Below are 13,483 nucleotides of genomic sequence, written 5' to 3'. Positions count from 1 at the left end.
CCTTAGACCTCTTCGCCTTTCAGCTTTAGTCTTTTTGTATTTCTTTTTTTATTTGTTGTCCCAAATCAGTCATTATAGTATCAATGGCCTTGTATGGGATGTGTAATTTCGTGATTCCTGACGAATAGGGTTTGATCTCATATACGTTGTAGAGAAACAGGATGCCCTTTTTGTCGAGCACAAAGTTATTGTTAAGTGCGAATTTTCCATCGTCAAAAAAAAATTCGTCATCCAATGATTGATTTTTGCCGATGTTCTCCTGATGGCGAAAGATGCGTTCGGCATTTTTTAGGAGGATGGACATTTTTTGTTGATGTATGACGTCTTCTAGTGCTAGTGTGTCTTTTTTTTGTGGAGCATAGTTCTTGTAAATGGTGCCATAGTTGCCATGTGCCCCACCGGTATATTGACTAAACGAGAATTCAAAAGCGAGGTAGTGTTTTGTGTTTTGTATTACCTTTAGGTTCATTTGATGAAACCAAGGGCGTGGGAAGGGATCACCCTGTATGTTGCTGTCAAAATCACTGATAAATGCCTTGCCTTCTTCCTCCACACTGCGATGTGTCTTTCCTTGATCATCGGTGCTAAGTAGCGTGGACATGACCAAATTGTCTAGCTCCTTGTTTTCGAATACGGGATATACGACATCGAAATAAGTTGTATCAGTACCGCCACTACCCATATCGACCGTTTTTTCACTTTCAAGGCGGACGTGGGAAAGCTTATAAGTGAGCGTATCTGTTTTTGGCTCTTGCTCATCTATGTTGGATGTCTTGTTCGCTTGTTCTCCTTTGCAGGACAACAAGCAGGCGACAGTACATAAGCAAACAAACAATAAACTATGATTCCGTTGTAGCAATCGACACATTGATCCACCCTCCGTCAAATTCTGAATTGTATTTTTTGTAAAAATTGATGGCAGGCTCGTTCCAATCCAATACTTGCCACACCATACCACTGTATTTTTTGCGTTTAGTTTCCTTTAGTACCTCATCAAATAGCAGCTTGCCTATGCCTTGTCCGCGGTAGGCTTCGTTTACTATCAGATCCTCTAGGTAAATTCGCCTCCCTTTCCATGTGGAGTAACGCACATAATAAAGAGCTAACCCAATAATCCTGCCATCTTTTTCGGTTACGAATGCCTCCCAGCAGGGATTTGTACCGAAACCGGCATCTTCAAATTCTGACATGCTTACCGTCACTTGTTCAGGGGCTTTTTCGTACAAGGCGAGTTCCCGTATCAGTTCCATCATTTGTGCACAATCGGCAGGTACCGCTTTGCGGATGGTATATTGTTGTTCTTGCATTGCTGTACTACTGTTTGTTTGCTCTTGATCCAAAAATGCCGGATCCCAGGCGAATCATATTGCTTCCCTGTGTGATGGCAAGCCTGTAATCGGAACTCATGCCCATGCTAAGGATATTAAAATAATCCTTTTCTTTGAAAAAGCTGATTTTGAGCCCGTCAAAAAAGGTTTTTAATTCGTAAAATTCTTCCTTTATCACTTTCCCATTTTCTGTATTGGTAGCTATGCCCATTAAGCCTACTATGCGGATGTTTTGCATTTGTTGGTAGTCTCCCGAGCGGAGAAGTTCTATGACCTCCTCGTGGCTTAGGCCAAATTTGCTTTCCTCTTCAGCGATATGTATCTGCAACAGGCAATCTATGACTCTGTTGTGCTTCTTGGCATTTTTGTCTATTTCTTTCAGCAGTTTTAGGCTGTCTACAGACTGTATGAGATGGACAAAGGGAGCAATGTACTTCACTTTGTTTGTCTGAAGATGGCCTATCATATGCCAAAAGATATCTTGAGGCAAGGCAGGATGTTTTTCTACGAGTTCCTGCACTTGGTTTTCGCCAAATATACGCTGTCCGGCGTCATAGGCCTCTTTTATTTCCTCTACACTTTTTGTTTTGGACACGGCGACAAGAGTAACCTGTACCTGCTCTATCTCATTTTTGATTTCCAATAAATTGGTCTCTATACTCATCCTATTACGTAACAATCGTTTTTATTTTTTACCTGCAATATTCGTTTCTCAATGGCAGATGAGAAATGGATAAGCATGTTTTCCCTGCAATTTTCGTTAATTTGCATGAAAAAACAAGTTTATCTAAGTTTGCGGCTAAATTAAAGAAATGCGACGGTTTTTAGGAGGATTATTGGCTTTACTTTTGATAACGGCGTGTCGGGATGCTCCAAAAGATGTGATTGCAAAAAGGAAAATGGTCAATGTACTTACCGACTTGCATTTGATAGAGGGCTACTTGATGAGCATGCCGCAGGATAGCATGCAACTTGTGGCGAAGCAATACTATCAGGCTATCTATGATAAGTACGGCACCGATTCAGCTGGTCTGTACAATAGTATTGCCTATTATTCCAATGATCCCACGGAGTTGGATAAGATATATGAAAAAGTACAGAGTCGGCTGACGGACATGGAACAACAAGAGCAGAGCAAAATGGACGCGAAGATACGGAAGCAGTTTGTTGCCGACTCGATTCGCAGTGCGTACATAGCCGATAGTGTACGTCGCGTGGCCCTCGATTCCGTTAGACTAAAATGGTCGAACAAATTGGTGTTCATAGATAGTACCGATCTGGCGGTTGCCGACACATTGACTGGCAGATCTGACAGTTTGCCGCCAATTGCTGCAAGAGAGCGATGGCTGCATCAGCAGGATAGGATGTTGCACTATTTAGGTGTTGGGAAGTTGATAATGCCTGTTAGTTATGATTCGGCCAAAGGCGGTGTTGTTCCTAGCAACCCGTCCGTATCCATAAATAACGGAAGTGATAAAAAAGTATTGCCTAAGGACGTGCCTACACCCGTAATGTTAGATGGCAAGCCTGCGGCTTCCAGTTTGGGACCAAATAAACCTGTTGCCAAACGGGAACAAATGAAAGAACAAGAATGATTTATCCTAATAATGCGCTTGATAAACTTGGGTTTTCCGAGATAAAGCAATTAATAGCTGGTTTCTGTATTAGTGACATGGGCAAGCAGATGGTAGAAAAGATACAACCTCTGCATCAGATGGACCAGATACATAAATTTTTGCGGCAGACATATGAGTTTAAAGAGATATTGGTCAATGACAGTCCCTTGCCCATAGATCACCTTTATCCCATACGCCATTTGGCCGATCGGGCCAGGGTGGAGGGTACTTTCTTGTCTGATGAAGAATTTCACCAGATCTATCTCTCTCTAGTCACGGTGTTTGCCGTCATTAGCTATTTTAACGACAGGGAGGGATTGTATCCCAATCTTGAAGCGCTGTTCGAGCATCTTCCAATAGAAAAAAGCATTATACGCAGTATAGAAAATGTGCTCGACAGCAAAGGCAAAATACGGGACAACGCCAGCTCCCTTTTATTGGAAATAAGCACTGAGATAGCCAAAGCAGAACGTGAGGCGCGGAAAAAAATAGATACGATCTACAGGGAAGTGCAACATGCGGGCTGGACAGCCGACGGCAGCCTCACCGTGCGGGATGGACGGCTCTGTATCCCCATCCTTGCGGAGAATAAACGCAAGATGAAAGGCTTCATACATGATGAATCGGCCAGTGGTCAAACGGTATATATCGAGCCCGAAGAAGTCTTTCACCTCAACAACCGCGTACGCGACCTGGAATTTGACAAGCGAAGGGAGATTATCCGAATATTGACCGCCCTTACTGATGAACTGAGACCGCATATTCCTTTGCTACATGCTTATCATGGCCTATTGGGCAAATTGGATTTTGTACGTGCAAAGGCTTTGTTTGCTTTGGAAATAGATGCAACACTGCCACAAATCGATGCTCAGCCAGCTCTCTCTTTGATCAATGCCAGGCATCCCTTACTGGTTTTGAGCCTTCGTAAAGAGCAGCTGTCAGTGGTGCCACTTAACGTAAAGATAGATGCAGTGGAGCGCATAGTGGTTGTTTCGGGACCCAATGCCGGGGGTAAGTCGGTATGCATGAAAACCATTGGACTCTTGCAGCTGATGGTGCAGGCAGGTCTATTGATCCCTGCCGATGAGGCATCCAAGATGGGTATATTCAAGCAAATATTTGCCGATATCGGTGATGACCAGTCTATAGAGAGTGATTTGAGTACCTACAGTGCGCATCTTTCCAAGATGAAATATTTTTCCGAAAGAGCCAACGGAAAGACATTGGTGCTGATAGATGAATTTGGCACGGGTACAGACCCGCAGTTTGGTGGTCCCATTGCAGAAGCAGTCTTGGAGGTGCTCAATCAAAAGCAGGTGAGGGGTGTGGTTACCACGCATTATTCCAACCTGAAGCATTTTGCCAGCAATACACCGGGACTTGTCAATGCTTCCATGCTGTTCGACAATGAAGCCATGAGGCCACTGTACATCTTGGAGGTAGGGAAACCAGGTAGTAGCTATGCCTTTGAAATAGCGCAAAAAATAGGACTGCCCCAGGCGGTACTGGAAGCAGCTAAGCAAAAGATAGGTACACAGCAGAAAAACGTGGATGCGCTCTTGGTCAATTTGGAGCGGGAGAAAAAGGCTATCTACGAGGCTCGTATAGCCGTAGAAAAGCGAGAGCATGAAGCCGTACGCCTACAGCAAGAGAACGAGCGTTTGCAGCGAGAACTACGCGAGAATAAGCACGCCCTCTTGAAGCAGGCTAAGGAAGAGGCGCAGATGATTCTCAAAAATGCCAATAAGCTGATAGAAAACACGATTGCCGAAATTAAAGATAGCAAGGCCGATAAGGAGAACACGAAGAAACTAAGGCAAAATCTGCAAGCAGAGCGGGATAAACTTCACGTAGAACCAGCTAAGGTTCCTACAAAAGCGCATGGCTCCAAGAGCCAGGTGGAATACAAGACGGGTGATTGGGTGAAATTGCTCGACTCTGGCAATAGCGCCCAGGTCCTCGAGGTAGCCAAGGACAATCTCATATTGGCCATGGGCGAGCTACGCATGGTGGTGAAGCGCAGTAAGGTGGAGAAAGTGGAAAAGAACGTAGTACCTAAGTCTGTCCGGCGATCTAGCACAACGCATGGTGTGGATGATATAGCCAGTTTCTATCCGGAGGTGGATGTACGGGGCATGCGTACAGAGAATGCCTTGCAGGAAGTAGAGAAGGTGCTGGACCGTGCGGTGATGATGGGTTTTCCTAGCCTGAAGATCATACATGGCAAGGGAGATGGTATTCTGAGAAAAATGATTAGGGATTACCTCAGGAAGTATGCAGAGGTAAGTCGTATGGAAGACGAACATGCCGACCGCGGGGGAGATGGAATTACGCACGTTTATTTGAAATAAGGAGGGATATCCTGTCCAAGACCTATCATATATCGAGCGGTTGTTTCGTTATATCAACTTATTTTGATATAATTGTCTGTATAATAATAGGGAATACGATAGCAATCTAGGGCTTGTCAATTTTGTCTTGCCCTATAAATAGGTATTGTTAGCTTTACGAATTCGTATATGGCCAGATATTTTCTTATCCTACCGGTTTTCTTTTTTCTTTTTAATACAGCTTTCGCACAAAAAACTGAAAAGAATGGCATTGCATCTTTAAAATCAAAAGTTTCTCAAATTCGTCAAGATAATCCTCAAAAAGTCGATTTGTTGAACGAATTGTCGAAAAAATACCGGGATGCACATGCTGATAGTTTATACCGATATGCTGACATGGCCAAGCAGATGGCTACAAAGCTCGGTTATCAAAAAGGCGAGGTTGCGGCGCTCCACTCTTTGGGCTTTTATTATCGTGTCAAGGCAAATGATTTTATGGCCTTCAAGCAACTTAACGATGCGCTTGAAATTTCCAAAACCATGAAAGATACGACACTGCAATGTGTATCATTGGCAGAAATTGCGGTTTTGTCCGCCACCCGCAATTTATTGCCTCAAGCGAGGAATTATGTAAATCAGGCCTTGGAGTTGAGCAGGTATATGGAGAAGGATTCCTTGCAGTCATCCATTTTGTTGAACTATGGCTTTTTGCACCGCGATTTATACGGTTTCGATAAATTGATGAGCTATGCCGATACGGCTGAAAGGGTAGCTAAAAAATATGACAACAATCCTATCTTGGCCCAGATAGATAATTATCGAGGTCAGATATACCTGCAGAAAGCCAATAATCCACAAAAAGCCATCCAACTTTTTAGGAGCAGTTTGGCATCCTATAAAAATTATGATGATAGCCCCGCCTTCGATGTTCAGAACTATTATGGACTAGGAGATGCATTTTCCAAAATAGACCATGATTCGGCGGTGGCCTATTATGAAAAAGGGGTTGAGCTCTCCTTAGAGAACAAAATGGAGCTGATTTCCATGTATGGTAGAAGTAGGATCTTCGATATATTGAGGGAGAAGGAGCCGAACTCCGAAAGGGTAAATGCACAAAGCGATGCCATACTCCGTTTTCAGCGAGAGCACCCCATTGTGGATACCTTAGATAGAATTAATTACCTGGAAATATTATTGAAGGAGAATAACTTAAGGCTAGAGGAGGAGAAACATAAGGTACGACAGGTGGTATTTTGGGCTATTGCTTTGCTAGCTTTGCTGAGTGTTTGTATAGCTATCTACATATGGAATCTTTATCGCATCAAAAGGACCTTATCCGAACAGCTTATAAAAGTCAATAAGCAGCTTGAAGACAAAAGGCAGTTCAATGAAAAGGTGATTGCCATCATGGCGCATGATTTGCGTCAGCCCTTTGCTTCTATTTTACTTGCGCAGGAACTAGTGAAAAGCAACGATCTTGATTTGGAAGAATGTAAGTCCTTGTTTGAGCAAATGCATATCATTTCAGAACAGAGTATACAGACGCTTGATGGTTTATTGCAATGGACAAAATATAATGGATTGGGAATGAGTTTAATATCCAAAAAAATCAATTTGAAAGACTCAATAGAAAAAGCGGTGCTTTTCAATAAATACGAAATAGACAATCAAGATTTAAGTTTGGTAATCGATGTGGAGGATGACATTGACGTTTATGGGCAGCTTGAAATGTTGCTCTTCCTAAATAGGAATATCATAAGCAATGCGGTGAAATATACCGATAAAGGAGGCGAAATCAACATTTCTTCACGTTTGTTAGACAGCGCTAGTAACAAGGTGGAGGTAATTGTAAGAGATTCTGGAAGGGGTATTGACGAAGAGGTTTTTAATGGACTTTTCTATGAAAGCAATACTACCAATTTTTCATCGAATACAGTAAAAGGGGCTGGCATAGCCATGATTATCTGCCAAGACATGATAAAGAAAATGAATGGCATATTATGGGCTGAAAACAATGATGACGGCCCAGGGGCTTCATTTTACTATCAGCTAAGGTGCTCCTAATGAGAATAGTTATCTCTTTGGGCATTTTTTGCATCTTGTACCTTTTTTATATTTCTTACAGCATTTTTTAAATTCGCAACCTAAGCAAAAAAAAATGTCTCCACCTCGCTGTTTTTCAAAAGGGGTGGCATTATTGGTGGTATATTCGCTTAGAACAAATACGCTCGTAGTTGTCATCCTGCAAAGATACTGTTTATTTAGAATTATTCTTTAAACACTTTCTTTCTAAGTTCTTCCGAATAAGTGTTGGTTACATTCAACATATGTTGCATATCGTCTTCATTGTTCTCAATGATTAGATTGCACATGGGTTTATAAGGCAACAAATATTCCTGAAAGGCTGGCAATACGTGGTTGAACCATTTGTAGCGTACATCTTCCTCATCGTAACCGCGTTCTACCAGATCCCGTTTAATGCGTCTTTGTAAGGCAATGTCGTCATCGGCATGCAAAAAAATACGCTCGTCCAATAGCTCATTTACCTCAAGATAATGGAAAATAAAAAGCCCCTCTACAATGAGGATTGGCGCAGGTTTAATTTCCAACATTTTTGGTTCGAGCGCGGGATTGTTGAACGTATATTCTTCCTTATATACCGTGTTGCCTTCAAAAAGACTTAAGATGTGCTGATGGAATTCCTTTCTGTTTATAGCAGTAGGTAGATCGAAATTATACAATCGGTTTTCTTCCTGCGTCTTGGTATTTGCAGGCAAGTAGTAGTCGTCCTGAGAGATGAGCGTCACCTCATGATCCTTAAAATGGTTGAGAAAACATTTCAGGAAAAGCGTTTTCCCAGAACCACTGCTACCTGCAATACCGATAACAAAAGGCCTTTTTCTGTCTTGCATGTGGCCGTCTGCTAATAGGAAATTTTTACCTGAAAACGCCTGTCAATAACTCCCAGTAGACTAGCTACAGATTTGGAAATCACGATAACGGCATCCTTGCTTTGAGCAGTTTCATTAAATCTACCCACCACTTTGGCATAAGCCATCCTATTGTTCATCGGGTTGGTTATTTTCACTACGGTACCTATGGGGGCTGCATTATGCAAAGCGAGGTTCTTTCCGCTATCTCCGTTTCCTACGTCATCCATCCAAACGCCAACCCCGCTAGCCGACACCTCTTTTAAACCAAACTGATTCGTGGGTTCAAAACTTTTTTCCTCTTCCTTTCTTACGCTTTCCACGGTATTGTTATCGTTTCGATCGTCTATTACTGAGACGGCTGTTGATGCCTCGTTGTTTGTAGTACGGTCGTCCCTTAAGTCTTCATCGGTAATTACCACCGCATTGCTTGCCGTCTGCTGATTGGGGATTTTAACGATTTGCCCAGCCTTTAGGCTACTGCTGGAGAGGCTGTTTGCTTTTTGTATAGCATCTACAGAGACTCCGAATTTTCTTGACAATGCAAATAGGGTTTCACCTGATCCAACTTTATATTCAATGAAATCCGTACCGGTATTTGCGGCGCTGCTGGCGGAGGCTTTCACCACCTGTTCCTTCTCCGGACGTACCGATATGTTTTCCACGAATGGCTTTCCGGTAGCCACCTTGACCACTAATCCGGGTCTAAGGGAAGTGTTATTGTTAAATGCAATAAGTGATTTGGGATCTACTTGGTAACGCCTAGAGATACCGTAATAGGTTTCGCCAGATTCGACACGGTGAAGGATGACACGTTTGCCGTTTAGGTTTTCCACGCCTACCGAATCCCTTAGTACCGATGCTTGAGACAGACTAAGTGAACTTGCAAAAAGCAGGCAGGCAGAAATACCTGTTTTCTTTAATTTTTTGTTCATCATTTTCTAAAAAGAACTGTTTTGATTTGCAGTATAATTATTCTTGTTGATGTTTGCTTTTTTACTTAAGCTTATACGCAATTATTTGCTGTTTATTATTTGAGATGACAAACAAATGGTCATCCAAGATGAAAAATATTTCCAATAACAACTTGGCTAAATTATTAATTATTACCTCATCGTGCAAAATTACTTGCTCGTGGCTAATAATCAACCTGATGCAAATGCTATTGTCCTTTTTTGTATGTATTGCCCATAGGTCGAGGTCTCCGTATTGCGCATAATGCCACGGACCAATGTGGTTTTCGCTTTGGTAAACAAAGCTTGGAGAGGTAGTGACAGGGGCCGAATATATAATAGGTCTTTCTAAGTAAGAAATCTGTTGACCTGGTTTGTAATGTGCTATTGTATGCCCAGAGGAGGGATCCAAAAGACTGAGAAATCCATTTGGCATATGGGCTAATTGTACCACCGGCCCATCCTTGCTTTGCCCTTCCAAAATAAGGTTGTACTTTTCCCATAGTGACTTGCCTGTTTTCAAAGATATAGAGGATAAAGCAGATGTGTTTGGCGTTTCCGGATTGCTGTAATAGGTAAGCAAAAGATGTTCTGGAGCCACCGCACCCAATGTCCACCATCGATCTTCTGCCGGGATATCTTCCAGTGCCTTTTGACCATTTAGATAATCGAACACCGTGAAATAGGGCATGCCATTGTCATTGTCCCTGAGCTCCACGGCCATGTAGCGGGCCGTCGGGTGAAAATCCATGCGCCATATGGGGTGAGGGAAAGCGATTGAATACGCAATAGGTAGCGTGTTATTCATTATTTATATGTATTTTTATAGCAGTTGAATCGATAGTTTCGTATTGCTTTTAAAACTTATGAATACAAAAATACACATTCGCATCCTTTTACGGCTTTCGTGCTGTTTAATGTTTTTTTGTTCATGTTTCGGATGGCATGGAGCAATGGGACAGGACGTGTACAGTTTTAAATTGACAGAGGATATAGGGCCCGCTACTTGGCGCACTACTCAGCTTGCATTTGACGAGGCCAAGGCCAATGGGGCCAAGCTTATTGTCATAGAAATGAACACGTATGGAGGCATGGTCAACTTTGCCGATTCCATACGAACCAAAATATTGAATAGTCCTGTCAAGACAGCCATATTTATCAATCATAATGCCGCGTCCGCGGGCGCTTTGATTGCATTGGCTTGTGACGACATTTACATGTCTAGAGGGTCGAGCATTGGCGCTGCCAGTGTGGTAAATGGCGAAGGAGAGGTTTTGCCGGAAAAGTATCAATCGTATATGCGTGGACTTATGCGTGCCACGGCAGAAGCCAAGAATAGGGATCCCAAGATCGCCGAAGCATTTGTGGACCCGGACGTGGACTTGCCAAAATGGAAAGAAAAAGGCAAGGTTCTAACGCTTACCAGTAAGGAGGCTATAGAGGCTGGGCTGGCGAAAGCGTACGCCAAGGATGTCTATGACGTTATTCAGCAATCTGGTCTTGCTGATAGCGACGTCGCTTTCTACAAGAGCACTTGGGTAGATGCCCTCATCAATTTTTTGGTCAACCCCGCTGTGAGTAGCATTTTGATTTTGCTTATCATTGGAGGCATATATTTTGAGATGCAGACTCCAGGCATCGGCTTTGCCTTGGTAGTTGCCATTATAGCGGCATTGCTTTTCTTTGCTCCCCTGTATATGCAAGGATTGGCGGACAATTGGGAAATAGTATTGTTTGTGCTGGGAGTCGTTTTGCTACTCTTGGAGATTTTTGTCATACCCGGTTTTGGCATAGCAGGTATTTTGGGTATTGTCTTTGTAATCTGCGGGCTGACATTCAGCATGGTGCCAAACGATTGGTTCGATTTTGTGCCGAGCACGCCCAATAACCTGTTTAATTCCTTGATTATCGTGTTGATTTCCATGGTAGGGTCCATTGTTCTTTGCGTGGTTTTTGGTAAGGGCATACTTCATTCCAAAGCTTTTCAACGCTTGGTATTGACCGATGAGCAGCAGTCTAGCATGGGCTACGTGTCTGCCTTGCGCAATGCAGAGTTGATAGGCAGGGAGGGCGAGGTGAAGACTACACTGCGGCCATCTGGCAAAATAGAGATAGATGGAAAATGGTATGATGCCGTGGCGCGTGAAGGCTTTGTTGAGCGCGGGGAGACTGTCGTTGTGGAGAAACAGGAAAATTACAATTTAGTGGTAAGAAAAAAACAGTAATGGCAGATATTTGTTGTTGAGGTAAGGTAGATATCCCGTTTCTTTTATACTAAAAAAACAATAAATTTATGAATCCAGAAGCTATAAGCCTAGAAGGCAAAAAACTGAGGCCTGTTGTCGATCATTTGAACGATTTGTTGGCCAACTATCATGTGCATTATCAAAAGTTGAGAGGTGCACACTGGAATGTGCGCGGTTCGCATTTCTTTACCCTTCACGCCAAATTTGAAGAGCTATACAATAACGCCATCACCACGATTGATGAACTGGCAGAAAGGGTACTTACCTTGGGCAAATCACCCTTGAGTACATATAAAGATTATTTGGAAACCTCGGAAATAAAAGAAATAAACACCATCGGTTTGTCCGATGTAGAGCTGGTCAAAGCGATAGTGGATGATCTGGGAATTTTGATAGGTTTAGAGCGCGATTTGTTGGAAATAACGGATGACGCTAACGATGAGGGATCTAACGATATGATCAACGCCTTTATGCAGTTTAACGAAAAGCAAAATTGGATGTTGCGTGCCTTTCTAAATAAAAAATAGCTTTCTGAAAGGAGCCAATACCAAACAAAAAACCTTAGAAATGCGTCTTTCTAAGGTTTTTTGTTTGTCCGACGATACAGATATCAAATAGTTTTTTTAAGATTTATCAAAATTAGCGTTGAAACAGGGTAGGGGGTTGATGCCGATTTAGATAAGAAAGGGGAATCGAAACTGTAGGGAAATAATACTTCATAGGTGATGGATGCAAGTTAGCCCGCCGTCAGCGCCAAAGCATGATATCACTACACTTTTCGATAACTTCCGACCCTTTTGGAATAATAGGGATGACATTTGGATCTTCTTCATCAACACGGTATTTTCTACCATCCGCTGGAATGATTTTGAGCGACCATACTCCCTTGCTGTTTGACCTCGGCGTCCAATCTGTTCCAACTAAAAGATACTTCCCATCCGGAGAAAATACCGCTTCCCGTTCGTAATGCACGGTACTGCTCTCGGTTACCTGCGTCAGATTTTGCCCATCAATATCCATAAGGTAAATATGTTTGTCGATGCGCATCGACAGTTTAGTGCCATCTGGGTTGGCATGGAGATCGCCCCATTCGGTAAAATCCATCTGCCTTATGGGTGTAATGGTTGTGTAGGGTGGGTCCGTTCTCAGAACAAAATCATTGAAGGTGAAAACCAAGGCGTTACCAGGTAACCAAACTACATTTTCACGCTGCTTTATGGGCTCTCCGTTAACGCTGTTCAGTTCGTGCAATACTTCTCCTGATGTGTTGACGATAATAATTCCCTGATCTGCCGTTGGCTTAATGGCGATAAGGGAATTATCCGGTGACAGCAATCCGCGGTTATCCCTTTCCATACCCAGTGGGCGGTATTCGAATTCACCGATGAGGGAACCATCTTCCAAATTACTCAAGGTATATTTGGTGACATCAAAACTGCCGGCTATAATCTGGCTGCTAAGCAACAGCTTGCCGTCTCGGCTAACGTCCCAACCATTCATGGAATAACTATTGTACTCAAAAAAGTTCTGCTTGGTTCCACTTTCCAGATCAAATTGAAAAGTGTTGGTGCCAAATTCATATAGAATTTTACCTTGTATGGTATCACCGCCGGTGTTTGTGCTATTGTCATCTTTTGAGCAAGATGTTATAGAAGGACTTGAAAATGCCACCGCAAGCATAAAAATGTACCTCAGATTCTGCATAGTTCAATGTATTATTTTACCATAATAACGTTTCATCGCTGCTATGATGAAACAGCAGTAAAATTCCGACAAAAAACCACAGTTGGCAATCCTTGAAAACCAGTATTTAGGGTCTGCTGAAAAACTCTATTCGTTTTGTTAACCAATGAATTATAGTTATTTTTAGGTTGTCAAGTGCAAGGATTTATGAAAAAAGCATCAAAAAGGCGTGCACCTAGCCCTATTTATAGCAGTCCGAATCAGCTCATTATTGAGGGATTTGAGTCTCCTTTTGATCGTCATCTTAACCCAGAAAACCGTTGGGTTAAGTTAGCTCATCTGCTTCCCTGGGATAGTTTGTCGAACATTTATTACAAAGCATTTCCCAAGAAAGATA

Annotated in this window: 13 protein-coding genes; 6 read left to right on the top strand and 7 right to left on the bottom strand. The window is 42.6% G+C overall.

Going from position 1 to position 13,483, the window contains the following annotated elements; all coding sequences use genetic code 11:
- Nucleotides 1-25: 25 nt before the first annotated feature.
- From A37S_RS0102255 to A37S_RS0102245, 3 genes are read right to left on the bottom strand one after another with little or no spacing between them, the layout of a single operon-like run.
- A complete protein-coding gene (locus tag A37S_RS0102255) occupies nucleotides 26-802 on the bottom strand; it encodes a DUF3298 and DUF4163 domain-containing protein (protein WP_036601000.1) in 777 nt (258 codons plus the stop codon).
- A gap of 37 nt (nucleotides 803-839) precedes the next feature.
- Nucleotides 840-1,307 (bottom strand): GNAT family N-acetyltransferase, encoded by a 468-nt coding sequence (locus A37S_RS0102250; protein ID WP_028295596.1) that lies wholly within the window; start codon nucleotides 1,305-1,307, stop codon nucleotides 840-842.
- Nucleotides 1,308-1,314: 7 nt separating this feature from the next.
- Nucleotides 1,315-1,992: a YggS family pyridoxal phosphate-dependent enzyme gene (locus tag A37S_RS0102245; RefSeq protein ID WP_028295595.1), complete on the bottom strand. Its 678-nt coding sequence runs from the start codon at nucleotides 1,990-1,992 to the stop codon at nucleotides 1,315-1,317.
- 148 nt (nucleotides 1,993-2,140) lie between these two features.
- Between A37S_RS0102245 and A37S_RS26020 the strand changes: the two genes are divergently transcribed.
- The 3 genes from A37S_RS26020 (at nucleotide 2,141) to A37S_RS0102230 (ending at nucleotide 7,338) form a co-directional block, all read left to right on the top strand.
- Nucleotides 2,141-2,923 (top strand): DUF4296 domain-containing protein, encoded by a 783-nt coding sequence (locus A37S_RS26020; RefSeq protein ID WP_051292653.1) that lies wholly within the window; start codon nucleotides 2,141-2,143, stop codon nucleotides 2,921-2,923.
- A complete protein-coding gene (locus A37S_RS0102235) occupies nucleotides 2,920-5,295 on the top strand; it encodes an endonuclease MutS2 (RefSeq protein ID WP_028295594.1) in 2,376 nt (791 codons plus the stop codon). The genes A37S_RS26020 and A37S_RS0102235 overlap by 4 nt, the downstream gene beginning before the upstream one ends.
- 387 nt (nucleotides 5,296-5,682) lie before the next feature.
- Nucleotides 5,683-7,338 carry a sensor histidine kinase gene (locus tag A37S_RS0102230; protein WP_169719415.1) on the top strand — a complete coding sequence of 552 codons (1,656 nt, stop codon included), beginning with the start codon at nucleotides 5,683-5,685 and terminating at the stop codon, nucleotides 7,336-7,338.
- 203 nt (nucleotides 7,339-7,541) lie between these two features.
- Here the strand turns inward: A37S_RS0102230 and A37S_RS0102225 are convergent, their stop codons facing one another.
- Genes A37S_RS0102225 through A37S_RS0102215 form a run of 3 tightly spaced genes read right to left on the bottom strand, consistent with a single transcriptional unit; the run spans nucleotide 7,542 to nucleotide 9,965 of the window.
- On the bottom strand, nucleotides 7,542-8,186 hold the full coding sequence (locus A37S_RS0102225; protein WP_028295592.1) for a uridine kinase family protein: 645 nt from the start codon (nucleotides 8,184-8,186) through the stop codon (nucleotides 7,542-7,544).
- An 11-nt stretch (nucleotides 8,187-8,197) separates the two neighbouring features.
- Complete coding sequence (locus A37S_RS0102220; protein WP_051292652.1) at nucleotides 8,198-9,142, bottom strand: DPBB and LysM peptidoglycan-binding domain-containing protein; 945 nt, start codon at nucleotides 9,140-9,142, stop codon at nucleotides 8,198-8,200.
- Nucleotides 9,143-9,200: 58 nt separating this feature from the next.
- Entirely contained in the window at nucleotides 9,201-9,965 is a 765-nt protein-coding gene (locus tag A37S_RS0102215) for a DUF4905 domain-containing protein (RefSeq protein ID WP_084163718.1), read from the bottom strand.
- Nucleotides 9,966-10,122: 157 nt separating this feature from the next.
- Here A37S_RS0102215 and A37S_RS0102210 point away from each other — a divergent pair, with 157 nt between their 5' ends.
- Together A37S_RS0102210 and A37S_RS0102205 are read left to right on the top strand one after the other, a co-directional pair.
- A complete protein-coding gene (locus A37S_RS0102210) occupies nucleotides 10,123-11,382 on the top strand; it encodes an NfeD family protein (protein WP_245586290.1) in 1,260 nt (419 codons plus the stop codon).
- Nucleotides 11,383-11,450: 68 nt separating this feature from the next.
- Entirely contained in the window at nucleotides 11,451-11,930 is a 480-nt protein-coding gene (locus A37S_RS0102205) for a Dps family protein (RefSeq protein ID WP_028295588.1), read from the top strand.
- A gap of 220 nt (nucleotides 11,931-12,150) precedes the next feature.
- Here A37S_RS0102205 and A37S_RS0102200 read toward each other — a convergent pair whose 3' ends face one another.
- Nucleotides 12,151-13,107, bottom strand: a complete 957-nt coding sequence (locus A37S_RS0102200) for a TolB-like translocation protein (RefSeq protein WP_028295587.1) — start codon at nucleotides 13,105-13,107, stop codon at nucleotides 12,151-12,153.
- Between the two features lie 186 nt (nucleotides 13,108-13,293).
- Between A37S_RS0102200 and A37S_RS27675 the strand changes: the two genes are divergently transcribed.
- On the top strand, nucleotides 13,294-13,483 hold a 190-nt coding region (locus tag A37S_RS27675), incomplete at its 3' end, for a hypothetical protein (RefSeq protein ID WP_036600995.1).

The organism is Olivibacter sitiensis DSM 17696 (assembly GCF_000427965.1).
GTDB classification, from domain to species: domain Bacteria; phylum Bacteroidota; class Bacteroidia; order Sphingobacteriales; family Sphingobacteriaceae; genus Olivibacter; species Olivibacter sitiensis.
The sequence above is the reverse complement of the archived record's forward strand: the minus strand, read 5'-3'. Positions and strand labels throughout refer to the sequence as shown.

Bases quoted from the DNA above. Each gene is read 5' to 3' on its own strand.
- A37S_RS0102250 (WP_028295596.1), bottom strand. From the start codon at position 1,307: ATGCAAGAACAACAATATACCATCCGCAAAGCGGTACCTGCCGATTGT.
- A37S_RS0102245 (WP_028295595.1), bottom strand. From the start codon at position 1,992: ATGAGTATAGAGACCAATTTATTGGAAATCAAAAATGAGATAGAGCAG.
- A37S_RS26020 (WP_051292653.1), top strand. From the start codon at position 2,141: ATGCGACGGTTTTTAGGAGGATTATTGGCTTTACTTTTGATAACGGCG.
- A37S_RS0102235 (WP_028295594.1), top strand. From the start codon at position 2,920: ATGATTTATCCTAATAATGCGCTTGATAAACTTGGGTTTTCCGAGATA.
- A37S_RS0102230 (WP_169719415.1), top strand. From the start codon at position 5,683: ATGGCTACAAAGCTCGGTTATCAAAAAGGCGAGGTTGCGGCGCTCCAC.
- A37S_RS0102225 (WP_028295592.1), bottom strand. From the start codon at position 8,186: ATGCAAGACAGAAAAAGGCCTTTTGTTATCGGTATTGCAGGTAGCAGT.
- A37S_RS0102220 (WP_051292652.1), bottom strand. From the start codon at position 9,142: ATGATGAACAAAAAATTAAAGAAAACAGGTATTTCTGCCTGCCTGCTT.
- A37S_RS0102215 (WP_084163718.1), bottom strand. From the start codon at position 9,965: ATGAATAACACGCTACCTATTGCGTATTCAATCGCTTTCCCTCACCCC.
- A37S_RS0102205 (WP_028295588.1), top strand. From the start codon at position 11,451: ATGAATCCAGAAGCTATAAGCCTAGAAGGCAAAAAACTGAGGCCTGTT.
- A37S_RS0102200 (WP_028295587.1), bottom strand. From the start codon at position 13,107: ATGCAGAATCTGAGGTACATTTTTATGCTTGCGGTGGCATTTTCAAGT.